Source organism: Occultella gossypii, from assembly GCF_019947135.1.
Classification (GTDB): Bacteria; Actinomycetota; Actinomycetes; order Actinomycetales; family Beutenbergiaceae; genus Occultella; species Occultella gossypii.
This window is the reverse complement of sequence record NZ_JAGSHT010000012.1, coordinates 192,488-218,682: the sequence shown is the minus strand read 5'-3', so window position 1 is coordinate 218,682 and position 26,195 is coordinate 192,488. Positions and strand designations below refer to the sequence as shown.

The 26,195-nt window shown below is 70.8% G+C and carries 21 protein-coding genes; 15 read left to right on the top strand and 6 right to left on the bottom strand.

Annotated features, from left to right (window positions below):
• Positions 1–164 precede the first annotated feature (164 nt).
• Together KCQ71_RS12785 and KCQ71_RS12780 are read left to right on the top strand one after the other, a co-directional pair.
• The gene (locus tag KCQ71_RS12785) at positions 165–827 is read left to right on the top strand and encodes a PadR family transcriptional regulator (protein WP_223406423.1); all 663 of its coding nucleotides are present in this window, start codon (positions 165–167) and stop codon (positions 825–827) included.
• The gene (locus tag KCQ71_RS12780) at positions 824–1,903 is read left to right on the top strand and encodes an inositol-3-phosphate synthase (RefSeq protein WP_223406421.1); all 1,080 of its coding nucleotides are present in this window, start codon (positions 824–826) and stop codon (positions 1,901–1,903) included. Before KCQ71_RS12785 ends, KCQ71_RS12780 begins: the two co-directional genes overlap by 4 nt.
• 116 nt (positions 1,904–2,019) lie before the next feature.
• On the opposite strand, the gene KCQ71_RS12775 is transcribed toward KCQ71_RS12780, so the two are convergent.
• Entirely contained in the window at positions 2,020–2,349 is a 330-nt protein-coding gene (locus tag KCQ71_RS12775) for a TFIIB-type zinc ribbon-containing protein (RefSeq protein ID WP_223406418.1), read from the bottom strand.
• A gap of 413 nt (positions 2,350–2,762) precedes the next feature.
• Here KCQ71_RS12775 and KCQ71_RS12770 point away from each other — a divergent pair, with 413 nt between their 5' ends.
• The 4 genes from KCQ71_RS12770 to KCQ71_RS12755 all read left to right on the top strand — a co-directional run bounded on the left by KCQ71_RS12770 (position 2,763) and on the right by KCQ71_RS12755 (position 6,903).
• Entirely contained in the window at positions 2,763–4,097 is a 1,335-nt protein-coding gene (locus KCQ71_RS12770; protein WP_223406416.1) for an Imm52 family immunity protein, read from the top strand.
• Positions 4,094–4,678 (top strand): hypothetical protein, encoded by a 585-nt coding sequence (locus KCQ71_RS12765; RefSeq protein WP_223406414.1) that lies wholly within the window; start codon positions 4,094–4,096, stop codon positions 4,676–4,678. The genes KCQ71_RS12770 and KCQ71_RS12765 overlap by 4 nt, the downstream gene beginning before the upstream one ends.
• A 119-nt stretch (positions 4,679–4,797) precedes the next feature.
• Positions 4,798–6,039 carry a low temperature requirement protein A gene (locus KCQ71_RS12760; RefSeq protein ID WP_223406412.1) on the top strand — a complete coding sequence of 414 codons (1,242 nt, stop codon included), beginning with the start codon at positions 4,798–4,800 and terminating at the stop codon, positions 6,037–6,039.
• Between the two features lie 72 nt (positions 6,040–6,111).
• A complete protein-coding gene (locus KCQ71_RS12755; protein ID WP_223406410.1) occupies positions 6,112–6,903 on the top strand; it encodes a glycerophosphodiester phosphodiesterase in 792 nt (263 codons plus the stop codon).
• Positions 6,904–6,978: 75 nt separating this feature from the next.
• Here the strand turns inward: KCQ71_RS12755 and KCQ71_RS12750 are convergent, their stop codons facing one another.
• The 4 genes from KCQ71_RS12750 to KCQ71_RS12735 form a co-directional block, all read right to left on the bottom strand.
• The gene (locus tag KCQ71_RS12750) at positions 6,979–7,719 is read right to left on the bottom strand and encodes a glycerophosphodiester phosphodiesterase (RefSeq protein ID WP_223406408.1); all 741 of its coding nucleotides are present in this window, start codon (positions 7,717–7,719) and stop codon (positions 6,979–6,981) included.
• Entirely contained in the window at positions 7,716–9,101 is a 1,386-nt protein-coding gene (locus tag KCQ71_RS12745; protein WP_223406406.1) for an extracellular solute-binding protein, read from the bottom strand. Before KCQ71_RS12745 ends, KCQ71_RS12750 begins: the two co-directional genes overlap by 4 nt.
• Positions 9,102–9,167: 66 nt before the next feature.
• Positions 9,168–10,109, bottom strand: coding sequence for a carbohydrate ABC transporter permease (locus KCQ71_RS12740; protein ID WP_223406404.1), 942 nt, complete (start codon positions 10,107–10,109; stop codon positions 9,168–9,170).
• Entirely contained in the window at positions 10,106–11,038 is a 933-nt protein-coding gene (locus KCQ71_RS12735) for a carbohydrate ABC transporter permease (protein ID WP_223406402.1), read from the bottom strand. Before KCQ71_RS12735 ends, KCQ71_RS12740 begins: the two co-directional genes overlap by 4 nt.
• Positions 11,039–11,308: 270 nt before the next feature.
• Between KCQ71_RS12735 and KCQ71_RS12730 the strand changes: the two genes are divergently transcribed.
• Both KCQ71_RS12730 and KCQ71_RS12725 read left to right on the top strand, forming a co-directional pair.
• Entirely contained in the window at positions 11,309–12,640 is a 1,332-nt protein-coding gene (locus KCQ71_RS12730) for an MFS transporter (protein WP_223406401.1), read from the top strand.
• 103 nt (positions 12,641–12,743) lie between these two features.
• Positions 12,744–13,412, top strand: a complete 669-nt coding sequence (locus KCQ71_RS12725) for a dihydrofolate reductase family protein (RefSeq protein WP_223406399.1) — start codon at positions 12,744–12,746, stop codon at positions 13,410–13,412.
• A 79-nt stretch (positions 13,413–13,491) separates the two neighbouring features.
• Here KCQ71_RS12725 and KCQ71_RS12720 read toward each other — a convergent pair whose 3' ends face one another.
• Positions 13,492–14,970, bottom strand: coding sequence for a CCA tRNA nucleotidyltransferase (locus tag KCQ71_RS12720; RefSeq protein WP_372454019.1), 1,479 nt, complete (start codon positions 14,968–14,970; stop codon positions 13,492–13,494).
• 127 nt (positions 14,971–15,097) lie between these two features.
• Between KCQ71_RS12720 and KCQ71_RS12715 the strand changes: the two genes are divergently transcribed.
• From KCQ71_RS12715 to KCQ71_RS12685, 7 genes are all read left to right on the top strand, one after another.
• Positions 15,098–15,622 carry an NUDIX hydrolase gene (locus KCQ71_RS12715; protein ID WP_223406396.1) on the top strand — a complete coding sequence of 175 codons (525 nt, stop codon included), beginning with the start codon at positions 15,098–15,100 and terminating at the stop codon, positions 15,620–15,622.
• Between the two features lie 52 nt (positions 15,623–15,674).
• Complete coding sequence (locus tag KCQ71_RS12710) at positions 15,675–17,954, top strand: DUF6049 family protein (RefSeq protein ID WP_223406394.1); 2,280 nt, start codon at positions 15,675–15,677, stop codon at positions 17,952–17,954.
• Positions 17,951–22,207, top strand: coding sequence for a murein biosynthesis integral membrane protein MurJ (gene murJ / locus KCQ71_RS12705; RefSeq protein WP_223406392.1), 4,257 nt, complete (start codon positions 17,951–17,953; stop codon positions 22,205–22,207). The genes KCQ71_RS12710 and murJ overlap by 4 nt, the downstream gene beginning before the upstream one ends.
• A 74-nt stretch (positions 22,208–22,281) precedes the next feature.
• Positions 22,282–23,277, top strand: coding sequence for a thioredoxin-disulfide reductase (trxB, locus tag KCQ71_RS12700; RefSeq protein ID WP_223406390.1), 996 nt, complete (start codon positions 22,282–22,284; stop codon positions 23,275–23,277).
• A gap of 37 nt (positions 23,278–23,314) precedes the next feature.
• Positions 23,315–23,644, top strand: a complete 330-nt coding sequence (trxA, locus tag KCQ71_RS12695; RefSeq protein WP_223406388.1) for a thioredoxin — start codon at positions 23,315–23,317, stop codon at positions 23,642–23,644.
• A 118-nt stretch (positions 23,645–23,762) separates the two neighbouring features.
• Positions 23,763–25,184, top strand: coding sequence for an aminotransferase-like domain-containing protein (locus KCQ71_RS12690; protein ID WP_308116636.1), 1,422 nt, complete (start codon positions 23,763–23,765; stop codon positions 25,182–25,184).
• 12 nt (positions 25,185–25,196) lie between these two features.
• Complete coding sequence (locus tag KCQ71_RS12685) at positions 25,197–26,174, top strand: D-alanine--D-alanine ligase family protein (protein ID WP_223406386.1); 978 nt, start codon at positions 25,197–25,199, stop codon at positions 26,172–26,174.
• The last annotated feature ends 21 nt before the right edge of the window (positions 26,175–26,195 follow it).

Genomic DNA, 26,195 nt, shown 5'->3' with positions numbered 1-26,195 from the left:
CACCGGATCCAGGCCGGTTTCACCGGCCCCACACAGGATCCGCCCCTCGCCGGTGACCGCCACCACAGCCGAGACGTGGGCCCACGCGATGTCGGCCGGCAGCGGTCGCGTCCTTGACGCCGGGCTTGGTTCCGATGTATCAATTCGATACATCGGAGGTACAAGTGGCGTCACGTGGTGAGGTGCTGGAGCTGGCCATCCTCGGCCAGCTGCGCGGCTCACCCCTGCACGGATACGAGTTGCGCAAGCGGCTCAACGCCACGCTCGGGATGTTCCGGGCGTTGTCCTACGGGTCGCTGTACCCGTGCCTGCGCGCGCTGCAGGTGGGCGGGTGGATCCAGCCCGTCGACACGGCCGCACTCCCGCACGCGCTGGCCGGCAAGCGGACCCGGATCGTCTATGAGCTGACCGACGTCGGTCGGGAGCGGCTGGGCGACTCCCTCGCCCGGGCCGAACCCGCCGCCTGGGAGGACGAGACCTTCGATGTGCGGTTCACCCTGTTCTCCGACACCGACGCCGAGACCCGGCTGCGCATCCTCGAGGGGCGCCGAATGCGCATGGTGGAGCGGCACGAGGTGATGCGTCAGCACACCCAGCGCAGCCGCGAGCGCCGCGATCGCTACACCCTCGCCCTGCAGCAGCACGGCCTCGACCAGATCGAACGTGAGGTTCGCTGGCTCGAGGACCTCATCCACGCAGAACGGCACCCGAACGCACCGAGTGCGCCCACGCCGTCGGGCCCCACCGACCCACCCACCCGGCCCGGACAGACCGGCGCCGAACCACCCACCACGACTTCAACCACACACAGCAAGGAGCAAGGATGAGCACCATTCGCGTGGCCATCGCCGGCGTCGGGAACTGCGCCGCCTCCCTCGTCCAGGGCGTGCACTTCTACGCCGGTGCGGACCCGTCCGTCAGCGTGCCGGGCCTCATGCACGTCGAGTTCGGGCCGTACCACGTCCGTGACATCGAGTTCGTCGCCGCGTTCGACGTCGACGCGAAGAAGGTCGGGTTCGACCTCTCCGAGGCCATCCTGGCGAGCGAGAACAACACCATCAAGATCTGCGACGTGCCGCCGCTGGATGTCCCGGTCCAGCGCGGGCACACCCTCGACGGCCTCGGCAAGTACTACCGCGAAACCATCGAGGAGTCCGGCGCGCAACCGGTCGACGTGGTCGCGGCGCTTCGCGAGTCGGGTGCGGACGTGCTGATCTGCTACCTGCCGGTCGGGTCCGAGGACGCCGCCAAGTTCTACGCGCAGGCTGCGATCGACGCCGGCGTCGCGTTCGTGAACGCGCTGCCGGTCTTCATCGCGGGCACCAAGGAATGGGCTGACAAGTTCACGGCCGCCGGGGTGCCGATCGTGGGAGACGACATCAAGTCCCAGGTCGGCGCGACGATCACCCACCGCGTGATGGCGAAGCTGTTCCAGGACCGCGGCGTGGTCCTGGACCGCACGTACCAGCTGAACGTCGGCGGCAACATGGACTTCAAGAACATGCTCGAGCGGGACCGGCTGGAGTCGAAGAAGATCTCCAAGACCCAGGCGGTCACGTCCAACGTGGACCACGACCTCGGTGCCCGGAACGTACACATCGGTCCCTCGGACTACATCCAGTGGCTGGACGACCGCAAGTGGGCGTACGTGCGCCTCGAGGGCCGTGCGTTCGGCGAGGTGCCGCTGAACCTCGAGTACAAGCTGGAGGTCTGGGACTCGCCCAACTCGGCCGGCATCATCATCGACGCACTGCGCGCCGCGAAGATCGCCAAGGACCGCGGCATCGGCGGCCCGATCCTGTCCGCGGCCAGCTACTTCATGAAGTCCCCGCCGGAGCAGTACGACGACGAGACCGCCCGGTCGAAGGTCGAGGCCTTCATCCGCGGCGAGATCGAGCGCTGACCCGGCGCCCCACGCACACCCGAACGCCCACCGCTGCATCCCTCGAGCGGTGGGCGTTCGCACGTGTGCCTGCCGTTCTGGCTCGCGGGCCCGAAGGAGGGACCCACGACATCGGGTCAGTCGTCGAACAGCTCCGACAGCCAGTGCTCCCGGCGCTTGCGCGGCCGCCGGCGGTCCTCGCGGTACGGCTCCTGATAGCCCCCGTACCCGGGCTGCGGCGGCATCGGGTCGCGCCGCGGAGGCGGGAACGCCTCGGGCCTGGGCTGCTGCTCCCATGGAGCCGCAGGGGTCGACGGTCCCGCCGCGAGCTCCGCCGTCGCCCGGTCGAGGATCTTGTCGAGCTCACCCCGGTCCAGCCAGATCCCGCGGCACACGGGGCAGTAGTCGATCTCGACACCGGCACGCTCGCTCATCACGAGCGTCGCGTCGTCGTTCGGGCACTTCATCTCGGTCTCCTCATTTCGACTCCGTGGTCCAACGAGCGCCGCGGCCCTGAGGTTCCCTGATGGTGGCGCGCAGATCGACGAACCGCGCGTCGCCCGCTGGATAGCTCGGCGGCGGCCCGACCCTTCCGCGGCGAACTACTTCGTGAAGTCCTCGCCCGAGCAGTACGACGACGAGAACCGCCCGGACGAACGTCGAGGCCTTCATCCGCGGCGAGATCGAGCGCTGACCCGGTGGGCCCTCACGGCCCGAGCGGCCACCGTCGCGGCCTGCCGGCGGTGAGCGTTAGCACATCCTCGGCCGTCCGAACTGTTCCCGCGTCCTGATCCGGCGGGCAGTCCTAACCATCACCCGACCCCCTGAACGGCCGGCCCCATCGCTAGGCTGATTGGAGCGACGACCACGAAGGGGAACCATGTCGATGCTGCTCCCGATGCGCCCGAGGGACCTCGCGCTCGTGGGCGCTTGGCCGGCGCGCCGAGAACCAGCGGGGGAGATCGCGCAGCAGGCGTCGCTGGTCCTGCAGGCCGTGTGCTCACTGGAGCCACGCATCACCGGCTGGAAGCGGAGCCGGGCCAAGAAGGTCGTCAGCCCTGACGACATCGCCGGCCTCACGGACCTCGTCGAGCGTGGCGCCGTGAAGGACTCCTCACACCCGCCGAAACACATCAGGGAGATGGGTTACCTGGTCTGGTTCTGGCCCGTGGGTGTGCCGGGCGTGACAGTGGTGGTCTCGTCGGGCCAACTCTCGAACCGGGCGACAAGCACCTGCCTGGTGCAGATCGAGGACCGCCTGCCCGCACTGCGGACGGCCGAGGCCGCGCTGCGACTGCTGCGCGCCATGGTCGTGGCGTTCGATCCCGAGTGGGCCACCTGGACCACACCACCGTTCGGGGAGGATGACAACCTCACCGTGGACGGCCGGTCGCTCGGCTACCTGAACTATGGGGACCCGGACGCGATGCGTCGCCTCGACCCAGACGCCCGGACGTACGCCCGCGGCTCGATAGCCCGGATCGGCGACGACCCGGAGATCCGGGATGCGAGCCCGGTGCTGCGCCACCTGCGACCGGCCGCCCCCGCACCCGCCGCCCCCGCACCCGCCGCCCCCGCACCCGTCCCGAGCGTCTTCACGAGTGGGTGGCCCGACGATCTGCCGGAGGACGGGACGGTGCTCGTACCGATCGGTATGCCGCTCGGCCTGGCCGACCCGCCCTCGCATGCCGCCACGGCGTTCCGGGTCCGGCGCGGCCGCCAGGTCCACGTCCTCCACGACGACCTGCTCGGCGCCTGGTTCCTCGCCCACACGATGGGTCACGACGAGTCGTCGCTCACCTCGAGCATGCGTCGTGACGGTGTCGCAGATCCGCGCAGTGCCATCGCCTCGCTCCTCGCCGGTGACCTGCTCAGGAATGTCCGGATCAGCGCCGAGGGCGCTCTGCTCCTCGCAGCCGAGCACCGGCTCGTCCCGCTGATGAAGGGATTCGGCACCGACGGCCGGGGCGCGTACACCCTCGGAGTCCCCGGATACGCCGAGCACCTCGTGGACGAGCAGTTCCTCGAGGTCTACCGCCGATCCGCGGCCGCCCCGACCCTGCTCGCCGCCCTGGTGGGCGCGGTGGAGGCTCCGGGTGCGGTGACCGCAGGACTGCGCCTGGACGACCTTGCCGCCGACGTCCTTCGGTATCTCGCCCGGGCCCGGCTGCTCGAGAACGGCGTCGTGGCCCTCGACCTGGGGAGGGCGTCATGAGCACGGTGCTCGCCGTGGGGCTGGCAATCGGACACACCGGCGCGCAGCCGAAGTCCCCGTACAGCGTCGCCGACACCGACATCCACCTCCTCGGCGAACCGCAGTGGCAGGTCTGGGTCCTCGCTGGGGGACCTCGGCCGCAGGACCGGAGCTGGAGCCGCGCCGACCTGGCCCGGGAGGCAGCGGCGCACGGGGTGGCAGGCTTCGACGCCGCCTACGAGGACCTGCTGGCACGCCGGCTGCTGGTCGAGACCGACCCGGCCGGGACGTGGGCGCGCACGGTCCGCTTCCACCCCCTGCTCAACGGACTCGGCAAACTGGACGCCGACGGTACCGAATACGGGCTCGGGCTCCTCGGCGAGACACCCCTCGTCCACCTCGACCGGGACGCCTACGACGCCTGGCAGTGGCTCCCGTTCACCCCGACCGTCGGTGCGGCCGCCGAGACGCTGAAATTGGCGTCCGGTCCGGACGGCTGGGCCGCCGTCGCCGAGCGGGTCTCCGGGCTGCTCGCCATGGACGTCGGCTACCTGATCTCGGTTCCCGGGACCACCGGCGAACAGCGCGGATCGCCCGGTTGATGGCGAGTACCTGAGCCGGCTCGGCAACGCCGTGGCCGGGTACCTGCGCGCGCGGCGCGCCGGTCTGACCGACTGAGCCTTCGCCGTCGGGCATTGGCCCTGGTGGCAGGATGCACGCCATGGACGGACCCTTCACCCGGAGCACGTGGGGCATGCGCACGAGCGTGCTGCGGCGCGGCCAGGGGCACGACTCGAACCGGGTCGGATACATCGAACTGTTCTTCGACCTGGTGTTCGTCTTCGCGGTGACCCAGCTCTCGCACTCGCTCATCGCGCACCCCGACCTGACCACGCTCGGGCACACCCTGATCCTCGCGGCCGCCGTCTGGTACATGTGGATCGACACCACCTGGGTGACCAACTGGCTCGACCCCGAGCGACTGCCGGTGCGGGCGCTGCTGATCACGATGATGCTGTTCGGGCTGGTGATGTCCGGCGCGATCCCCGAGGCGTTCGGGCCCAAGGCGCTGCTGTTCGCGGTCACGTTCGTGACGATCCAGGTGGGGCGCTCACTGTTCACGGTCTACGCGCTGGCCCGGCACTGGCCCGTGAACGCGGTCAACTTCGCGCGGATCACGATCTGGCTGGCCGTGTCCGGGGTCTTCTGGATCGCCGGGGCCCTGGTCGGCGACGACCGGCTGCAGCTGGCCCTGTGGGTGCTCGCGGTGGTGATCGACTACTGCGGACCGCGGGCGATGTTCCGGGTGCCGGTGCTCGGCGCGACGGACCCGGCCACCTGGACCGTCCGTGGGGAGCACATGGCCGAGCGGGTCGGGCTGTTCATGATCATCACGCTCGGCGAGTCGATCATCATCACCGGCTCGGCCTTCGCGGAACTGGACCTCACCCCGGTCACCGTCGCCGCGTTCCTGGCCGCCTTCGCGAGCACGGTGCTCATGTGGCTGCTCTACTTCGACCGCGCGGAGGGGCGCGCCACGGCTTTCTTCGCCGGCTCCGACCGGACCGGGATGATCGCGCAGACCGGCTACACCTACGTGCCACTGCTGATGGTCCTCGGCATCGTGGGCACCGCCGTCGCCGATGAGCTGGTGCTGCTGCACCCGATGGGGCACGACGGCGTCGGCCACGCCGACCCGTGGACGGCCGGCCTGATCTGTGGTTCCGCCGGGGTCTTCCTGATCGGCAACGTGTTGTTCCGCCGCGCCACCGGCCGGGCGTGGTCGCGCCCGCACCTCGCCGGCGTGGCCGCGCTCGCCCTGCTGTTCGCAGCGCACGCGGTGCTCGCGCCGCTCGCCCTCAACTGGATCTCCAACGCGGTCCTCCTCGGCGTGATCTGTTGGGACCTGGCCGGTACGGACGAGCCGGCCGGGGCGGCCCCGGAATCAGAATCGGATCAGTGAGGAACGGCGTTCACCTGCCTGCCACCGGCGGTTCAGCAGCGTCAAATAAGGTGCTCGCGTTATCCATTCCCCATGGTCAGGAGCATCATGCACGTCTATGCACACCGCGGCGCGTCCATCGATCTGCCGGAGAATACTCTGGCAGCGTTCGCGAAGGCGCTCGAATACGGTGCCGAGGGCATCGAGCTCGACTGCTACAAGGCGAAGGATGGACGCGTAGTCGTCATTCATGACGACACCCTCGACCGCACCACCGATGCCACCGGCCCGGTGAAGGAGCGGACGTCGGAGGAATTGCGCCAGGTGAATGCCGGTCACGGTGAATACGTGCCGACCCTCGACGAGGTCCTTGCTCTGGTCACCGGGAAGATGCGCGTCAACATCGAGATCAAGGACCCCGAGGCGGTGGACGGCGTGATCGCGGCCGTCGCGGCGTTCGACGACCTCGACTGGTTCGCGTCGTCCGGGCACTGGGACGCCCTCACGGAGATCCACGAGCGGTCCGGCGCCCAGGTGTACCCGCTCACGATCGGGACGAGGGAGAACGCCGAGGCGCTGCTGGAGCGATACCGCGACCAGGTCACCCCCGAGCAGGCCGCCGGGCTGGAGCGGATGGCACGGGACTGGACCGACGCCGTCGAGTTCGGTAAGCGCCTGAACGCTCCCGGCCTCTCGATCTACGAGCAGAACATCACCTCGGAGATCATCGACGGCATCCACGCGGCCGGGATGGAGGCGTGGGTCTGGACCGTCAACGACCCGGCGCGCGCCATGGAGTTGGCGGCGATGGGTGCCGACGCCATCTGCACCGACGCCCCACGCGAGGTGCTGGCCGCACGGGACGCCGCACCGGCGACCGCCTGACCCGGCTCGACGCCGGTTGGCTCGCTGAGATCGACGTCGCCCGGCCCGGCGGATTCCTGCCGGGCGACGCGGAGGTCAGGCCTGACGGGTCCCGGCGAGCCAGCCGAGCAGCCGGTCCGGCCGGTCGGTGATGATGGCGTCCGCACCCGCCTCGAGCGCTGCGGCCCAGCCATCGGGCTCGTTCGGCGTCCAGACCATCGTGCGCAGGCCCAGGTCGTGGATGGCATCGACCACGCCGAACCCGCCCTCGAGCAGGTCCGCCCGCGGGTTGCACCAGCGGGAGCCGGTGTCCGTGCACGTCTCGAGGACGTCGTCGGACCAGGTCGCGGTCAGGTACCCGCGCGGCAGCTCCGGTGCGAGGTCGCGCGCAAGGCTCAACGACTCGGCGCTGAAGCTCTGCACGATCACCCGGCCGGCCAGGCCCGCGTCGGCGATCGACGCCAGCTCGTGCCCCAACGCGTGCGCCGTCCACGGCCCGCTCACCTCGAGCAGCAGGCCGAGGTCGTCGTACCGGGCGAGCACGCCCAGCACGTCCGCGAGCAGCGGGACCCGCGTGCCCGAGTGGACCGGGTCGAACCAGGACCCGACCTCGAGGCGAGCGACGCCGTCGAGGTCGAGGTCCCGGAGCAGCCCGGACCCGGCTGCGGTCCGCCCCAGTGGATGGTCATGGAAGACCACCCCGACGCCGTCGACCGTCATCTGCAGGTCGATCTCGACCAGGTGGGCGCCGGCCCGGGCGGCGCTGACCAGCGCCGCCACGGTGTTCTCCGGCGCCACCGACGAGTTCCCGCGGTGGGCGACGACGAGCGGTGTCACAGGTGCGGTTCGACGTTCTGCTCGAAGGCGCGCTGGAGCTCGTTCGTGAGGTCGGCGAAGACGGGCTCGGCGTCCTCGCCGCTGAGGATGATCCGCTCGAAGTGCTCGGAGATCAGCAGGTCGCCGCCGGGCAGGAGGGCGCGGGCGTAGTCCTGGACCTTCGTGATCTCGAGCTGGTCGATCGGGATCTGGCGGTCCGGGACCTCGGCGATGGCGGCCTGCATGGTCTCGGTCTCGATCGCGGCCTTGCGGGTCGGCATGTAGCCGGTGGACACGGCCCACCGGGCCGAGTTCTCGGGCGTGGTGAGGTGGCGCAGGAGCATGCCGCCGGCGAGCTGCTTCTCCGGGGTCGGCCCGGAGATCGTGAGCCCGTTCCCACCGGTCGGGACCCGGGGGGCGTCAGCCGGGATGGTGCCGCCGGGCATGAAGGCGACGCCAAGCGTCGGGAGCATCTCGCGGTAGGAGACGATGCCGCCGGTCGAGCCCATGATCGCCCCGTACAGGCCGGCGGCGAACTCGGCGGCCTGGTCCACGGCCACCTTGGACCAGGCATCCGGGCCGTTGAACGCGTCGCGGTAGAAGTTGCCGACCCAGAGCGCTTCCTCGGTGTCCAGGGACCACTCCCACTCGTGGGAGAACGCGGCGTCGTGGGCCCACAGGATGCTCTGGCCGAACCAGGCGGTGTTCGAGGGCCCGGGCGCACTCCAGCCCATCGCGGCCCCGTCGGCCGGCAGCACGGACTGGATCTGCGGCGACCACTCCTGGAACTCGGTCCAGGTGTCGGGACCCCGGTCCGGCAGGCCCGCGGACTCCCACACGGTCTTGTTGTAGTAGAACATCGGCGTCGAGCGACCGTACGGCACAGCCCAGTGCTGGCCGTCGAACTCGTAGTCGCCGTAGAGCGCCTCCTGGAAGTCGTCCACCTCGACCTCGAGGTGCTCCAGCAGCCCGTCGACCGGAATCGTGTTGCCGGAGGTCAGGTACTGGAACCAGAACACGTCCGAGGCCTGTGCGACGTCCGGCTGCTCGGACGTCCCGGCCGAGGCGCGGAAGTTCTGCGCCAGCTCCTCGTACGAGCCGCCGCCCGAGACGTGGTTGATGGCGATGCCGGTCTCGGCGGTGAACTCCGCGACCAGTTCCTGCTCGAGCTCGGTGCCCTGCTGCAGGGACATGAACGTGATCTGCTCGGCCGGCTCGATGGTGGACCAGTCGGTCCCGGCAGCTGTCTCGGCGTTGCCGCCACCGTCGCTGGAGCCGACGGACGGGCCGGAGCAGGCTGCGAGGAACCCGGCCCCGAGGCCGAGCCCACCCAGCTGCAGGAGGCTTCGGCGGGACGGCTGGCGGAGGGACTCGGGCAGGATGAGGCCGCTACGAGAACGCATGGGGGAGTACTCCTTGTGGGGGTTTCTGCTTGGGGTTGGGAGGGGCTTGCGGGGGTTCGGGCCGGCTCAGCCGGTGACCGCCCCGGCGGTGAGGCCGGCCACCAGCCGGCGCTGCAGGACCAGGAACACGGCCAGCATCGGGAGCGTCAGCAGCGTGGTGGCGGCCAGCAGCACGCCCCAGTTCTGGATGCCCTCGAGGTCCTGCAGGTGGGTCAGGCCCACCGGCAGGGTCATCAGGTCCGGGCTCTTGGCCACCAGGGAGGGCCAGAGGTACTCGTTCCACTCGCCGACCAGGGTCACGAGGGTGACCGCTGCGATGGTGGGGACCGAGATCGGGACGACCACCCGGAACAGCCGGCGCAGGTGCCCGGCGCCGTCCAGCTCCGCGGCCTCGAGCAGCGACCTGGGCAGCTGCATGAACTGCTGCCGGAACAGGAACGTCCCGAACGCGCTGGCCAGGCCGGGCAGGATGATGCCCAGGTAGGTGTTCGTCCAGTCCAGGCCGGCCACCAGCACGTAGTTCGGGATGATCGTGATCTGGCCCGGGATCAGCAGCGTGAACAGCACGAGCATGAACGCGAGCTTCTTGAAGGGGACGTCCACGAAGACGAGGGCGTAGGCGCAGGCCAGGCCGAGGACCACCTTGAGGAACGTGCTCACCACCGTGATGAACACGCTGTTGAAGATCATCCGGCCGATCGGGATCGAGTTCGCGACCGCGATGAAGTTGTCGAAGTTCCACTCCTGGGGCAGCCACTGGATCGGCCAGGTGGAGATCTCCGGGTTCGACTTGAAGCTGGCCAGCAGCATCCAGATCAGCGGGAACGCCATGACGAGCGCGGCCAGCACGAGCGTCACGTAGAGGCCGCCGTCCAAGACGACCGCACCGGCGCTGCGCCGACGTCGACGGCGCTCGGGCGGCTTGGGCGCTTCCGGCGCCCCCGCGGTGCTGCGCTGGTCGCGGCCGGTGGCCGGAGTGGCCGGGCTGTCCGTGGTGATGGTGCTCACTGGTAGTGCACCCGCCTCTCGACGAACTTCATCTGGATGGCCGTGACCACGAGCAGGATCACGAAGAGGATCGTGGCGACCGCGGACCCGTACCCGCCGCGGCCGATCTGGAAGCCCTCGACGTAGACCTGGTACATGAGGGTCTTGGTGGAGCCGAGCGGGCCACCGTTCGTCATCGAGCGGATCAGGTCGAAGGACTGCAGCGCGCTCAGCGTGAGGGTGATCAGCAGGAAGAACGTGATCGGCCCGAGCAGCGGGAGCACGATCGCCCGGAACACCCGCCAGGTGCCGGCACCGTCGAGTGCGGCGGCGTCACGCAGGTCCTGTGGCACCGCCTGCAGGCCCGCCAGGTAGATCAGCGCGACGTACCCGATGTGCTTCCACAGCGTGACGATGATGATCATGATCAGCGGCCACGGCTGCTGGGTGAACCACGGCGGCGAGGAGAGCCCGAGCCAGCCGAGCACCGTGCGGAGCAGTCCGATGTTCGGGTTGAAGATGTACATCCACAGGAACCCGACCGCGATCCCGGACAGGACGTACGGCGCGAAGGTGACCGTGCGGACGATGCCGCGCCCGAACAGCTTGCGGTTCAGCGCGAGCGCCAGGGCCAGACCGATCGCCATCCCGCCGGCGACGGTGGCGACCGTGTAGAGCAGGGTCGTGGCGACGATCCGGGCGGACTCGGGGTCGTTGAACCATTCGACGTAGTTCCCGAACCCGATGAATTGCGCGAAGTCGGAGCCGATGTTCCAATTGAGCATCGAATAGTAGAAGCTCAGGAACATCGGGCGATAAGTGAATATCAGGAGCAGCGCCAGGTTCGGTCCCGCGAGCAGCGCGAAGACGCCGATATTGCGCCACAGTTTCTTTCTTCGGGCCGTCCGCCGCCCCGGCGGGGCAGCACTGGAGAGGGCATGCGAACTCATGGAGATGCATTCCGATCGTGACGGTGATGTTTCTTGATGGCGCGGCAATCAGAAGGCGCGCTGCAATTCCAGTGAGGACGCTACCCCCGGCGCTCAGGCGTGGTCGACCATCCGCGGCCCTCACGACGGCTTGTTCCGTTAACGTTCACCTGCCGTCACGCATCGGACACCGTGCCGTTGAGGTCGTCCCACGATCCGGACCGGCCCGGTGGGTCGGCGCGCTGTTGTGCTGTCCGGGGCGCGCGCCCTCGACCGCGATAGCCTGCGTTGGTGAGTGTGATCGCGGACCTCCGCACCGTCCTCGTCCACCGGGACTTCCGCAAGCTGTTCTCGGTCCGACTTGTCTCGCAATGCGGGGACGGCATGTTCCAGGCCGGCCTGGCCACGCTGTTCTTCTTCTCGCCGCAGAACCTGGCGACGGCGGGGGCGGTCGCCGCTGCCTTCGCGGTGCTGCTGCTCCCGTTCACGATCGTCGGTCCGTTCGCCGGTCCGTTGCTCGACCGTTGGCGTCGGCGTCAGGTGCTCGCTGTCGGGAACGCGATCCGGGTGGTGCTCGGCCTCACCCTCGCGGTCCTGATGGCCACCCAGGGCGTCGGCCCGGCGGTGTACGTCCTCGCGCTGCTCACGCTCGGCGTGAACCGGTTCCTGCTCGCGGCGCTCTCGGCCGGGCTGCCGCGGGTGGTGCCACGCGAACAACTGCTGATGGCGAACACCCTCACGCCGACCCTCGGGGCGGTCTCGGCTGTGGCGGGAGCCGGGCTCGGCTTCGGGATCGGCTGGCTCGTCCCGGCCGGCCCGGGCAAGGACGGCCTGGTGCTCGCCACCGCGGCGGTGTTGTTCGGCTGTGCGGCACTGCTCGCGCTGCGGATGGGCCCGGATCTGCTCGGCCCCACGCGCGCGGCACGCACCCGCGGCGGGTTCGAGGCGTTCTCGGCGGATGTGCGCGCCACCCTCCGAGACCTGGTCGACGGCGCCGGCTACCTGATCCGGCGGCGCACCCCGGGCATGGCGCTGGCGGTGATGGCGCTGCACCGATTCCTGTACGGGCTGAACTTCATCGCGCTGATCCTGATCTCCCGGAACCTGCTCTCCGAGCCGACGGACGCCGGCGCCGGCCTGGCGATGTTCGCGGTGCTCACCTCGATCTCGTTCGCCGGGAACGGCCTCGCGATCGTGGCCACCCCGATCGCGCACGAGCGGATGTCACCCTCGACGTGGATCGTCGTGTGCCTGGGCCTGGGCGCCGTCAGCCAGATCCTCATGGCGGCGGCACCGGAGTTCGCCGTCATCGCGGCGGCGGCCGTGCTGATGGGCCTGGCCGTTCAGGGCGCGAAGATCGCCGTCGACACGATCGTGCAGCGGGACACCCACGACTCGTTCCGCGGCCGCGCGTTCTCCCTCTACGACATGCTCTACAACGCCGCGTTCGCCGGAGCCGCGGCGCTGGCGGCGGCGGCGCTGCCGGACACCGGCTGGTCGAGGCCGGTGTTCGCGGCCCTCGCGGTGGCCTACGTGGTGATCGCCGTGGCCTACCGGCGTGGGGTACGCCGGGTGCACGACCGTCCGGTGCCGGTGCTCGACGGCGAGCGCACCCCGGTCTGACGCGGCACCCTGGCGGGGCTGCTTCGAGCATCGCTCGCGATGAGTTCGGGCCGTCCGGACGGTCTGTTCCCAGCAACAGGAGTTCCGAGAGGGAGGACGTGGGATGACCATGAGGCTGACCGTGCACGAGTTCGTGACCATGGATGGCGTGATGCAGGGACCGGGCGGCCCCGACGAGGACACCTCGGGCGGGTTCGCCCAGGGCGGCTGGATGGTGCCGTTCGGTGACGAGGACTTCGGCTCGATCGTGGACACGTGGTTCGCCGCGACCGGCGCCTTCCTGCTCGGCCGGACCACCTACGACATGATGCAGGAGTACTGGTCGAGGATCACCGACCCGGGCAACGCCGTCGCCGTCGCCCTGAACACGCTGCGCAAGCACGTGGTCACCTCGGCCGGCACCACGGCCCGGTGGGCGAACACCGACGTGATCCCGGCCGGCAGCGACGCCGCCGTCGTCGAGGCCGTCCGCGCGCTCAAGGCCGGACCGGGTAGGGGCGAGCTCCAGGTGCACGGCAGTCACCGGCTCGCTCGAACCCTGCACGTCGCCGGGCTCGTCGACACCTACCGGCTGATTAGTTTCCCGGTCCTGGTCGGCGCTGGCAAGCGCCTGTTCGAGCCGGGCGACGACCCGGCGGCATTCACCGTGCTCGAGACCCGGATCACCTCCACCGGTGGGGTCTACCAGGTGCTCGAGCGCAGCACGGCCGCGCCGGCGCGTGCGGAGTACGTCGTCGGCGAGGACGGCAAGGAGTCCGTCCGCTGGGAGTGAGGCGGCCCACCGCGAGGTTGTTGGCGCCTACGAACGTGGGCAGCACAACAACCTCGCGGTCGAGCGCGCGGCGACACGGTCAGCCGGCCCGGCGGGCCGCCCACCAGGAGCGCAGCTCGGCCTCGGCGCGCTCGGGGCCGAGCGGGCCGTGCTCCATCCGGAGTGCGAGCAGGTGCTTGTACGCGGCGCCGACGTCCCGGCCGGCCGGGATCTGGAGGATCTCCATGATCTGAGTGCCGTCCAGGTCCGGGCGGATGGCCTTGAGCTCCTCCTCGGCGGAGAGCGCCGTGATCCGGCGCTCGAGGTCGTCGTAGGCGTGTGAGAGCCGGGCCGCCTTGCGCTGGTTCCGGGTGGTGCAGTCGGCGCGGGTCAGTCGGTGCAACCGCTCGAGCTGGTCACCGGCGTCGGTGACGTAGCGGCGCACCGCGGAGTCCGTCCACGCGGCTTCCCCGTATCCGTGGAAGCGCAGGTGTAGCGCCACCAGATGGGAGACGGCCTTGATGGTGGCCTTGTCGAAGCGCAGCTCCCGGAGCCGCTTCGTGGCCATCTTCGCGCCGACGATCTCATGGTGGTGGAAGCTCACGCCGCCGCCCGGCTCGAGCCGCCGGGTCGCGGGCTTGCCGACATCATGGAGCAGCGCCGCGAGGCGGAGCACCAGGTCCGGCCCCGGCACGGGGCCGTCGGGACCGGACTCCAGGTCGATGGCCTGGTCGAGCACGGTCAGCGAGTGCTCGTAGACGTCCTTGTGCCGGTGATGCTCGTCGATGGTCAGTTGCATACCGGGCAGTTCGGGCAGAACGTACTCGGCGAGGCCGGTGTAGACCATCAGCTCCAGGCCGCGCCGAGGGGCGGTCGACATGAGCAGCCGGACGAGCTCCGACTGGACCCGCTCGGCCGAGACGATCGTGATCCGCTCCGCCATCGCCGTCATCGCCTTCAGCACGGACTCATCGACGTCGAACCCGAGCTGGGCGCTGAACCGGGCGGCGCGCATCATCCGCAGCGGGTCGTCGTCGAACGACTGCTCCGCCGTGACCGGGGTGCGCAGCAGCCCGTTCGCGAGGTCGGTGAGCCCGTCGAAGGGGTCCACGAACGTCAGGTCGGGCAGCCGGACCGCCATCGAGTTGACGGTGAAGTCCCGACGGGACAGGTCGCCGTCGAGCGAGTCGCCGTACGCCACCTGCGGCTTGCGGGACGTCGGGTCGTAGGCCTCGGTGCGGTACGTGGTGACCTCGACGATCACGTCCCCGCGCCGGGCTCCGATGGTGCCGAACTCCCGGCCCATGTCCCAATGGGCGTCACCCCACGTGGCCAGGATCCGCTCCGTGTCGTCCGGGCGCGCGGAGGTCGCGAAGTCCAGGTCCACGCCGGCCCGGCCCAGGAAGGCGTCGCGCACCGGTCCGCCGACCAACGCCAGCTCGTGCCCGGCGTCCGCGAACGCCTTCCCGAGTTCGATCGCGTCGGGTGCGTACTCGGCGAGCACGCCGAGGGCGACGCGCAGCAGTTCCGCGGGAGACTCTCGGGGCGGTGTGGGTGACGTGGGGGGCACAACCGTCAAGCGTGCCACGTGCGGGCGGGGCGCTGCCAGCCGGCGTCGACCGATCCGCCTGCCGATCGGTGCCCGAGGGCCCTGAAGACGCGTGCCGGGTGCCCCACCTGCGCGTGGCCTTGATTACAGTGTCGTTATGTCCGCCGCAGCTCCGACCCCTCGACCGCGGGCGCCACGGCCCCCGGTCACGCGCCTGCGGCGCACCCACGCGCACTCGCTACCGGTGGTCGATGAGACCTCCGCCGGTGGCCTGGTGGTGCGGGTCGTGGGCGGTGAGGCGTACACCGCGGTGATCGCGCGGCGCAACCGCGCGGGCCGGCTGGAATGGTGCCTGCCGAAGGGTCACCTGGAGGGCACCGAGACCGCCGAGGAGGCCGCTGTCCGGGAGATCGCGGAGGAGACCGGGATCGAGGGACAGGTGCTCCGTCACCTCGCCACCATCGACTACTGGTTCGCCGGCTCGGACCGGCGCGTGCACAAGGTTGTCCACCACTACCTGCTCGAGGCGCTCGGCGGTGACCTCACCACCGAGAACGACCCCGACCACGAGGCCGAGGCCGTGGCCTGGGTGGCGCTGACGGATGTCGCGGCCCGGCTGGCCTACCCGAACGAGCGCCGGGTCGTGGCAACCGCCCGGGACATGCTCACCGGGCGCTCATGACGACCCGCCGCGTGAGCCTGGGATGACGCGCCGAGGACCCCGCACATTCCGCGTGCGGGCTGCGCTCGTGGCGTGCCTGCTCGGGATCCTCGCCGCGATCGGCCCGCTCGCCCCCGCCGAGACCGTGCCTGCTGCCCATGCCGCGCCCGGGGACGTCACCGTCGAGATCACCGGCACGACCCCGGCCGTGCTCCGACCCGGCCTGGATCTCGTCGTCACCGGCACGATCACGAACGAGACGGATGAGGTCCTCGCGGATCCGTACGTGCGCCTGCGGATGCAGACCCGGGTCCCGGACTCCCGGAACGGCCTGGCCCGGTGGCTGAGCGGTGAAACCACCTCCGGCCGGGTGGAGACGCTGACCCTGGCGAACCTCGGCCAGGACGTGGCGCCCGGCGCCACCGCACCGTTCACGGTCTCGATCCCGGCCGAGTCCTCACCCTTCGGGGGCACCCCGGCCTGGGGTCCCCGCGGCTACGAGATCGTGGTGTCCGACGGCGGCGTCACCGGCCGGGCCAGATCCGTCCTGCTCTGGTACCCGGAGGCGATCGAGTCCTCCGGACCCACCGAGCTGACCGTGCTGCTCCCGCTGACCCCCACGGCGCAGGAGTGGAGCACGGCCATCGAGGAGGGGGTCCTCGTCGGGCAGGTGGCCGCGACGCGGATCACCGCCCTGATCGAGGCGACCCGGAACCTGCCGGTGGCGTGGGGCCTCGACCCGGTCCTCCTCGAGTTGCCGACGGGTGCGGCACCGACCGACGAGGGTCCCGACGGGCAGGATCCGACCCAGGACCCCACCCCGACGGACGAGGTAAGCGACGCGCCGACCGGCACCCCGGACGACGGTGCGGCGACCGACGCTCCGACGGCCGACGCTCAGACGACCGACGCCCCAGGTGCCACGGATCCCACGACCGACCCCCCGCCGTCGGGCACCGCGCCCGACGACGACGCCGCGGAAGGTGACGACGACGACCCGATCCTGATCGCCGCCGAACTGCCCACGTTCGTGGAGATGCTCGTGGAGGCCAGCGCCCGGCGGGACGTCGTCGCCCTCGCCTACGCGGACGCGGACGCCATCACCATGGCCCGAGCGGACGAGCGCACGCTCATCGATGCGGCCGCGGACCGGACCGCCGGCCTGCTGGCCGAGCGGGAGGTGGCCGTCCTCGACGACGTGATCTGGCCGGCCGCCACGGATGCGCCGACGCTCGCCGCGATCGCGCGGTCCGGGCCGGAGACGGTCGTGCTCCCCGCCGACCAGGTACCCACCACCGGGGACCTGACCTACACGCCGTCCGGCCGGACCGAGATCACCACCGCGGGCGGGAACGTCGAGGCGGTGCTCTGGGACGGATCGCTCTCCGACACCCTCACCGCCCCGGACCTGACCACGGCGGAGGCACAGCAGTCGTTCCTTGCGCAGACCGCCGTGATCACCCGGGAACGTCCGAACGACCCGCGAGGGCTCATGGCCGCGCTCCCGCGGGATCTCGGCACCGACCCGTCCGAGATCGAGCGACTGCGCACCATCCTCGACTCGCTCGCGGAGGCACCCTGGCTCGAGGTCACCAGCCTGCGCAGCCTGCTCGGTCGCTCCGTGGGTACGGAGGGCCGGTCGCTCGAGCTGGCCACCCCCGCTGGTGATCGCCTGACCACTGCGGAGCTCGCCAGGCTCGGCGAGACCTGGACGGAACTCGACGCCTTCAACCACGTGCTCGCCGAGCCGGGCACCCTCACGAACGCGCCGGCCGTCGCGCTGCTGAGCGCACCCTCGGCGGCCCTGCTCGAGGTCCCGCGGGCCCGCGGCACGCTCACCGACGGTGCCACGGATGCCGTCGCCGAGCTGCGCTCGATGATCACCGTGCAGGCCGGGAGCAGCGTGCTGCTCATCTCGGACGCGAGCGAAGTGCCGATCACGATCGACAACGCACTCGACGCGGACGCCGAGGTCGTGATCCAGCTCGACCCGAACGACCCGCGCCTGCAGGCCGACGAGGTGGTGCCCGCGACCATCCCGGCGAACGGCACCACCACGGTGCGGATCCCGGTGACCGCGGTCGCGAACGGCGACGTCACCGTGGTGGTCCTGGTGCTGCCCGAGGCGGGTGGCACGCCCGTGGCCGAGCCGTCGTCGTTCGACGTCCGGGTCCGCGCGGACTGGGAGAGCACGGGGCTGACGGCGGCCGTCGTGGTGCTTGGGGTGGCGTTCGTGTTCGGCCTGTTCCGCACCATTCGCCGGGGTGGGCGCCGGTATCCACCGGAGGCCGCTGCGACGCCCGCCGAGGCCGACACCCCACCACCTCCCGCCGACACCAAGGACTCCCGATGAGTGAACCGCGCGGAGGCCTGGCCGGTTCGGCGGCGCTGATGTTCTCCGGGACCCTCGTGTCCCGGGTGCTCGGCCTGGTCCGCAACGCCCTGCTGGTGGCCGCCATCTTCTCCATCGGTGGTGCCGCGGACGCGTTCTCGGTGGCGAACAAGCTCCCGAACATCATCTACATGCTCCTCGCCGGCGGGATCCTGAACGCCGTCCTGGTCCCGCAGATCGTGCGGGCGATGCGCCGCAAGGACGGTGGCCAGGAGTACGTGAACCGGCTGCTCACCCTGGCCGGGGCGTTCCTGCTGCTCGTGACCGTGGTGCTCACGCTCGCGTCGAGCCTGCTGGTCACGCTCTACGCCGCCCGGTTCCAGGACGGCCCCTGGGGAGCACTGGCGGTCTCGTTCGCGTTCTGGTGCATCCCGCAACTGTTCTTCTACGGGATCTACGCGCTGCTCGGGCAGGTCCTCAACGCGCGGTCCATCTTCGGCCCGTACATGTGGGCCCCGGCCGCGAACAATGTCATCGCGATCACCGGGCTGATCGTCTACCTGGTCATCTTCGGGGGCTTCGACGAGACGAGCCCACCGACCGTCGAGGCATGGGACGCCGGCCGGATCGCGCTCCTGGCCGGGACCGCCACCCTCGGCGTTGCGGTGCAGGCCCTGGTCCTGATCATCCCGCTGGTCCGCAGCGGCTTCCGGTTCCGACCCATCTGGGGCCTGCGCAACACCGGCCTGGCCAGCGCGGGGCGGGTGGCCACCTGGGCGTTCGCCGCGCTCGCCGCGGGTCAGGTCGGATATCTGGCGGTCTCGAATGTCGCGGCCGCGGCAAGTTCGACCGCCGACGGCGACTTCGGTGTCGCCGGCAACGCCGCCTACGACAACGCGTTCCTCATCTTCATGCTGCCGCAGTCGCTGATCACCGTGTCCCTGGTGACGGCGATGTTCACCCGGCTGTCGGAGCAGGCCGCCTCCGCCGACACCCGCGCGGTCCGGGACAGCCTGTCCTTCGGGCTGCGGACCCTGGCCGTGTTCACGGTCTTCGCGGCGGCGGCGCTCATGGTGCTGGCCATCCCGGTCACGCAGGTGATCCAGTTCGACGCCGCCTCGTTCCCGGCCTACCGAGCCGTCGGCGGCGTGCTCGTCGCGATGCTCGCCGGCCTGCCTGCGATCGCGATCTGGACGATGGCCCAGCGGGTCTACTTCGCCTTCGAGGACACGAAGTCCCTGTTCCTGATCCAGGTGCCGATGGCGGTCATCCTCATCGTCGGCAGCGTGCTCAGCTACTTCCTGCTGGACGTGCAGTGGTGGGTTGCCGGCGCCGGGGTGGCCACCACGGTCGCGAATACGGTCGGCGCGCTCGTCGCGTACCTGGCGCTGCGCCGCAGGCTGCCGAGCCTTGACGGCAGCCGAGTCTTCCTGACCCACCTGCGGGTGTTCATGGCGGCCGTGCCCGCCGCCCTGATCGGGTGGGGCCTGCTGCACCTGTGGGGCGTCGAGACGGGGTTCGCCGGGGCGCTGCTGCGGGTGCTCGTCCTCGGTGCGCTGATGCTGGCGATCTACCTGATCCTGCTGCGCCGGTTGCGGGTGGGAGAACTCGACGCACTCATGCGCCGGGTCTCCACGATGGCGGCCCCCGCGACCCGGCCACTCGCCGCTCTGGCCGCGCGCGTCCCGATGCCCGCGCCGTTGCGTACCATGTGGGGAAAGATCAGCGGAGTTCCACAGCGTATCGGAGGCGCCCCCGTGAATCGAGGCACCGCCACGGACCTGGTGGTCGGATCAACCATCGCGGACCGGTACGTCCTGCTCGCGCGGCTTGCGGCCCCCTTGGCGCAGACCACCCACTGGACCGCCAGGGACGAGATCCTGCAGCGCGACGTCCGGATCGTCACCCTGGACGGGTCGCACCGCGAGGAGGCGCTCGACGCCGCCCGCCGCGCCGCCCTGGTCGGGGACGAACGCCTGGCCCGGATTCTGCGCGTGGGGACCTCCGACGGCTTGGGCTACCTCGTCATCGAGACCGCAGACACCCCCTCCCTCGCCGATCTCGTGCGGTCCGGTCCGCTGCCCGCGGCCGCGGCGCGCGCCATCGTCGGGGAGGCTGCCGGTGCCGTGGAAGCCGCCCGTAAGCGCGGCGTCCACCACCTGTACCTGCGACCGGCCTCGCTGCTGGTCAGCGAGCGCGGCGTGGTGCTCACCGGCCTCGCCGTGGACGCTGCCCAGCTCGGTATCGACGGCGGTGATGCACGGTCCGCGGCACGTACGGACAGCGTCGACCTCGTCGCCCTGCTGTACACGGCACTGACCGGCACCTGGCCCGGCGAACCCGCACGCGCCGGCGGGCTGCCCGTCGCTGCGCGCCACAGCGGCGCACCGGTGCCGCCCGGCGACGTGGTCGAGGGCATCCCCCACGACCTCGACACGCTCTGCTCCGTGACGTTCGGTCCGCACGAGGACGGTCCGTACACCCCGGGCGAGCTGGTCCGTGACCTCGCACCGTGGGACGACCTCGACCCGAGCGTGCTCGCGTCGGCACGAACCGCGGACGACGGCGGAACTTCCGTCCCGCCGTCGGCTGCCGGTCTGGGTGCCGCGCCGCAGGGCGCCGGACCGGATCGGCCTTCGTCTTCCGGGGCCGGCGCCGCCGCAGAGGCCGGTGCCGGGGGCGCGGCTGCTGCCGGCGCCGCTGCAACTGGCGCGGCCGGCGCGGAGGCAACGGTCGAATCCGGGACCGCCGCACGCTACGCAACCACCGGGGCCGATGTCGGGTCGACCGAGGCCGACCTCCCGGGGCCGGACGCGGACCCGGCAGCCCTCGGCGCTCCGGACGCGACCACCCAGCTCTCCCCGGTGCGCGGACCCGTGGACCCGAGCAACTGGACCCTGAAGCCCCCGCCGGACCCGGGCCAACAGCGACCCTTCGACGATCTGGTGCGCATGGACGAGCAGGCTCCCGACCGCATCCAGATCATCGACAGCTATCACGCCCGTCACGAGCATGCGGGAGCCGCCTCGACGGCTCCGGAGTCGCAGGAATCGCTGTGGCAGCGCCTCGGCGCCAAGGGCCGGGCCCTCGTCGGAGCGGTCACAGGCGCGCTCGCCGGAGCCGGCGCCGGAGCTGGCACCCGCGCGGCCGAGACCGGCGCCACCGCGGCCGGATCGTCCGGGATCGCGGGCGCCACGACGTCGTTCGACGGAGGGCCGGCCGCCATCGACGGCGCACCGGCCATCGGGGCCGGACCGCGTCCCGCACCAGCCCCCGCGCAGGCGGGCTGGGACCTGCCCGCCGAACCCGGGAGCGGTCCGGACGGCAGCGTCGGTGCCGATGCGGCAGCGGCCGAGATCGACGGCGCACCACCCGCCCCCGCGATCGGCGCCGGTCCACTCCCGACGCCCGGAGCGCCATTGGCAGGCTGGGACCTGCCGCACGAGGGTGCCGACGAGGGCCTCGACGGGTTCTCGGACACGGACCGGTCCCGCTCCGCGGTCGGCGCGGGGGCCGCGGCCGCCGTCGCCGGTTCACAGCGCGCCTTCGGTGCCCTGAAGGAGAACGCCCGAGCCGTTGGGGACCGGTTCCGACGCCCCGAGACCGACGAGGCCACCGACGCCGAGCAGAGCGAGCCCCGTCCGCGGTTCAACCCGACGCCGATCGTCATCCTGCTGATGATCGCCCTCGTCCTGCTCGCGGGCTTCCTGGCCTTCAAGTCCCTCAACGACGCACGCACGTCCTACGCACCCACGACCGACCCGACGGCGACGGTGCCGACGGACGGCACGGAGCCCGCGACGACGACCGAGCCGACCCAGGAGCCGACCACACCACCGCCGCCCGTCGTGGCCACGTTCGTCTCGGCGCAGTCGCTCGACCCGGCCTCCGGCGTCGGCGACAACGAGGACACGGCCGGCCGGGCGATCGACGGCAACCCGGAGACCACCTGGAACTCGCTCCGGTACAACAACCCGAACTACGGGATCAAGGACGGCCTGGGGTTCGCCGTCGGGCTCGAAGAGCCCACGCTGATCACGACGGTCACCCTCGACGTGCATGGCAGCGGCGGCATCGTGCAGATCCGCAACACCGACCCCACCGCACCCGACGGCGGCGAGGTCCTCGCCGAGGGTCCGATGGGACCGAGCACGACCTACACCCTGTCCACACCCACCGAGCTCAGCTCGATCGTCCTGTGGTTCCCTGAACTCCCGGTCGCGGAATCCGACGGCCGGAACCGGATCGAGCTCGCGGAGATCACGGTCGGCTGAGCCGCTCCCAGGAACAATGCCGGGTCGGCCATGGTTCACCTGAACAGCACCCACCATCCAGCGAAGGACCGAGCATGACCGAAGCCACCCCCACAGTCCACGACGTCGTCATCATCGGCTCGGGGCCGTCCGGCTACACGGCCGCCGTCTACGCAGCCCGTGCCGGCCTGGCCCCGATCGTGTTCGCCGGGTCGGTGACGGCGGGCGGTGCCCTGATGAACACCACGGACGTCGAGAACTTCCCCGGATTCCCCTCCGGTGTGCTCGGCCCCGAGCTCATGGAGAAGATGCAGGAGCAGGCGGAGCGGTTCGGCGCCGACGTCCGGTACGAGGACGTGACCTCGGTCCGGCTCGCCGGCGACATCAAGACCGTCACCACCGAGGACGGCGAGGAGATCTCGGCCCGCGCGGTCATCCTGGCCACCGGCTCGGCGTACAAGGAGATGGGCCTGCCCGAGGAGAAGCAGTTCTCCGGTCGCGGCGTCTCCTGGTGTGCCACCTGCGACGGCTTCTTCTTCAAGGACCAGGACATCCTGGTGGTCGGCGGCGGCGACTCCGCGATGGAGGAGGCCCTGTTCCTGACCCGGTTCGGAAAGACGGTCACGGTGGTCCACCGCCGTGACGAGCTCCGCGCCTCGAAGATCATGGCGGAGCGTGCTCTGAACGACCCGAAGATCAGCTTCGCGTGGAACAGCGAGATCGTGGCCATCCACGGCGATGCCAAGGTCAGTGGCGCCACCCTTCGCGACACGGTGACCGGGCAGACGCGTGAGGTGGGTGCCAGCGGCATCTTCGTGGCGATCGGGCACCTGCCCCGCACGGAGCTGCTCGCCGGGCAGATCGACCTCAACAGCGAGGGCTACGTCGACGTCGAGCACCCGAGCACCCGCACGAACCTGCCCGGCGTGTTCGCCGCGGGCGACGTCGTCGACCACCACTACCGCCAGGCCATCACGGCCGCCGGCACCGGCTGCGCGGCCGCTCTGGACGCCGAGCGCTACCTGGCGGCGCTGGATGCGACGAACTCCGGGGACCCCGTCGGCGCGTTAGCCGCGGCCCTCGCCGAATGACCACTCCCATTCCCGCACTCGAGATCCGAGGACACGCATGAGCAACAACGTCACCCACGCCACCGACGACTCGTTCGGTCAGGACGTCCTGGAGGCCGATCAGCCGGTCATCGTCGACTTCTGGGCCAGCTGGTGCCAGCCCTGCCTCCAGTTCGCCCCGATCCTCGAGGAGATCGCGGACGAGTACGCCGGCAAGATCAAGGTCGTCAAGGTGGACGTGGACGCCAACCCCGATGTGGCCCGGGACTACAACGTGGTCTCGATCCCCACGATCAACGTCTACACCGGCGGCGAGCTGTCCAAGTCCCTGGTGGGCTCGCGCCCGAAGAAGAAGTTCCTCGACGAGATCTCCGAGTACATCGCCTGACCGGCCCACGGGCGGTAGTGCCCGCCGAGCCGTTAGCGCTCCGACCCCCCGAGACATGAAACACTCGGGGGGTCGGTCGTTTCCAGGTCGACGACCCATTTTCCGGAAGGCAATCGCAATGAACGAACGCAGCCAGCAGGCACCCGTCGAGCCGACGCCCACCGTCGCCGCCGCCGCCGCTGCTGCTGCCTTCGCTCCTGCAGCCCCGTCCGCAGCCGCGGCACCGACCACCGCCGGCGGCACCACACCCGCCCGCGGCACTCGCCTGGACCCGTGGCTCGGGAACTATGCCGACCGGACCCACGGGATGAAGGCCTCCGAGATCCGAGCGCTCTTCGCTGTCGCCAACCGTCCTGAGGTCGTCTCCCTGGCTGGCGGCATGCCGTTCCTGGCCGGGCTCCCGCTGGACAACATCGCCGACCTGACCCAGCGGCTCCTCACCGAACGGGGCGCCGTCGCGCTGCAGTACGGCTCCGGTCAGGGTGAGGAGGCGCTGCGCGAGCAGATTCTCGAGGTGATGTCCCTCGAGGGCATCCAGGCCCACTCGGACGACGTCGTGGTGACCACCGGCTCGCAGCAGGCGCTGGATCTGGTCACGCGGATCTTCATCGACCCGGGCGACGTGGTCGTCGCGGAGGCCCCCAGCTACGTGGGCGCCCTCGGCGTGTTCCGTGCGTACCAGGCGGATGTCGTGCACGTGGACATGGACGACGCCGGGCTCATCCCCGAGGCCCTGGAGGAGACCCTCACCCGGCTCAGCGCGGAGGGGCGCCGGGTCAAGCTGCTGTACACGGTCCCGAACTTCCACAATCCGGCCGGGGTCACGCTCTCCCTCGAGCGACGCCCGCGGATCGTCGAGATCGCCAAGCGCCACGGCGTCCTGGTGCTAGAGGACAACCCGTACGGGCTCCTCGGCTTCGACGGCGACCCGTTGCCCGCACTGCACTCCTACGACCCCGAAGCGGTCGTGTACCTGGGCTCGTTCTCGAAGACGTTCGCGCCCGGGTACCGGGTGGGCTGGGCCGTTGCCCCACACGCCGTCCGCGAGCGACTCGTCCTGGCCAGCGAGTCGGCGATCCTGTGCCCGTCGATGATGAGCCAGCTCTCGGTCTCCACCTACCTGAGCACCTGCGACTGGCGGGGCCAGGTCAAATCCTTCCGGGAGGTCTACCGGGAGCGTCGGGACGCCATGCTCGCCGCCCTGGCCGAGCACATGCCGGCCGCCACCTGGACGGTGCCCGCCGGCGGGTTCTACACCTGGGTCACGCTGCCCGCCGGCCTCGATGCGCAGGCGATGCTCCCGCGCGCGGTCACCGGCCTCGTCGCCTACGTCCCGGGCACGGCCTTCTACGCCGACGGTCAGGGTCAGGACCACATGCGGCTCTCGTTCTGCTATCCCACACCCGAACGAATCCAGGAGGGCGTCCGCCGGCTTGCGACCGTCGTCAACGACGAGTACGAGCTGGTGCGCATGTTCGGGACCGGTGCCGCCACCCAGGTGGTCCGCGGGACCCAAGCCCCCTCCCCGAACCAGGCCTGAGGACTCAACACCATGGACGCCGCCGCACCCGACGCTGCCGGAGCACCCCTCGAACTGCTGATCCTCGCGGGAGGGCTGTCGCACGAACGGGACGTCTCGCTCCGGTCCGGGCGACGGGTCGCGGAGGCGCTCCGGGCGCTCGGGATGTCCGTCAGCGTCCGCGACGTCGACGCGGGCCTGCTGAGCTACCTGGAGTCGGCACGCCCGGACGTCGTGTGGCCGATCCTGCACGGTGCCACGGGTGAGGACGGCTCGATCCGTGACCTGCTCGAGCTCGTCGGCGTGCCCTACGTGGGCACCGACTCGGCCGGCTCCCGGATCGCCTGGAGCAAGCCGGTCTCCAAGACACTGATGGCCCGGGCCGGTGCGTACACCCCGGAGTTCGCGAGTTTGCCCCAGTCGCTGTTCCGGGAGGTCGGCGCACAGGCGGTCCTCGACATCGTGCTCGAGCGGCTCGCCCTGCCGCTGGTGGTCAAGCCGGCCAAGGGGGGCTCCGCGCTCGGAGTGTCCGTGGTGACCGACGCCAAGGAACTGCCCCGGGCGATGGTCACCTGCTTCTCCTACGGGGAGAACGCCCTGCTCGAGCGAGTGATCGTCGGGACCGAGCTGGCAGTGTCCGTCGTCGACGTGGGCGAGGGTCCTGTGGCGTTGCCCGCCGTGGAGATCTCCACCGACGGCGCCTACGACTATGACGCCCGCTACAACCCGGGCCGCACCGAGTACTTCGCGCCGGCTCGGCTGACCCCGCAGGCCGAGCGCGCGGCGGCCGACCTCGCGGTCCTCGCCCATCGCACGTTGGGTCTGAGCCATCTCTCCCGCACGGACATGATCGTGGACGCCGACGACGTGCCCTGGTTCCTCGAGGTGAACGTCGCCCCGGGCATGACCGAGACCTCGTTGCTCCCGCAAGCGGCCCAGGCCGGCGCACAGCCGCTCGGTGACCTGTACCGGAGCATCGTGGCCGCGGCCCGCCTCACCCAGCGGGACTGAGCGCGAGGCGGGTCAGCCTCG

What these genes read in the sequence shown, in the direction of transcription:
- KCQ71_RS12685 (WP_223406386.1), top strand. Translation starts at nt 25,197, where the DNA reads ATGGACGCCGCCGCACCCGACGCTGCCGGAGCACCCCTCGAACTGCTG.
- KCQ71_RS12715 (WP_223406396.1), top strand. Translation starts at nt 15,098, where the DNA reads ATGTCCGCCGCAGCTCCGACCCCTCGACCGCGGGCGCCACGGCCCCCG.
- KCQ71_RS12765 (WP_223406414.1), top strand. Translation starts at nt 4,094, where the DNA reads ATGAGCACGGTGCTCGCCGTGGGGCTGGCAATCGGACACACCGGCGCG.
- KCQ71_RS12780 (WP_223406421.1), top strand. Translation starts at nt 824, where the DNA reads ATGAGCACCATTCGCGTGGCCATCGCCGGCGTCGGGAACTGCGCCGCC.
- KCQ71_RS12770 (WP_223406416.1), top strand. Translation starts at nt 2,763, where the DNA reads ATGTCGATGCTGCTCCCGATGCGCCCGAGGGACCTCGCGCTCGTGGGC.
- KCQ71_RS12755 (WP_223406410.1), top strand. Translation starts at nt 6,112, where the DNA reads ATGGTCAGGAGCATCATGCACGTCTATGCACACCGCGGCGCGTCCATC.
- murJ (WP_223406392.1), top strand. Translation starts at nt 17,951, where the DNA reads ATGAGTGAACCGCGCGGAGGCCTGGCCGGTTCGGCGGCGCTGATGTTC.
- KCQ71_RS12745 (WP_223406406.1), bottom strand. Translation starts at nt 9,101, where the DNA reads ATGCGTTCTCGTAGCGGCCTCATCCTGCCCGAGTCCCTCCGCCAGCCG.
- trxB (WP_223406390.1), top strand. Translation starts at nt 22,282, where the DNA reads ATGACCGAAGCCACCCCCACAGTCCACGACGTCGTCATCATCGGCTCG.
- KCQ71_RS12760 (WP_223406412.1), top strand. Translation starts at nt 4,798, where the DNA reads ATGGACGGACCCTTCACCCGGAGCACGTGGGGCATGCGCACGAGCGTG.
- KCQ71_RS12725 (WP_223406399.1), top strand. Translation starts at nt 12,744, where the DNA reads ATGACCATGAGGCTGACCGTGCACGAGTTCGTGACCATGGATGGCGTG.
- KCQ71_RS12690 (WP_308116636.1), top strand. Translation starts at nt 23,763, where the DNA reads ATGAACGAACGCAGCCAGCAGGCACCCGTCGAGCCGACGCCCACCGTC.
- KCQ71_RS12735 (WP_223406402.1), bottom strand. Translation starts at nt 11,038, where the DNA reads ATGAGTTCGCATGCCCTCTCCAGTGCTGCCCCGCCGGGGCGGCGGACG.
- KCQ71_RS12775 (WP_223406418.1), bottom strand. Translation starts at nt 2,349, where the DNA reads ATGAAGTGCCCGAACGACGACGCGACGCTCGTGATGAGCGAGCGTGCC.
- trxA (WP_223406388.1), top strand. Translation starts at nt 23,315, where the DNA reads ATGAGCAACAACGTCACCCACGCCACCGACGACTCGTTCGGTCAGGAC.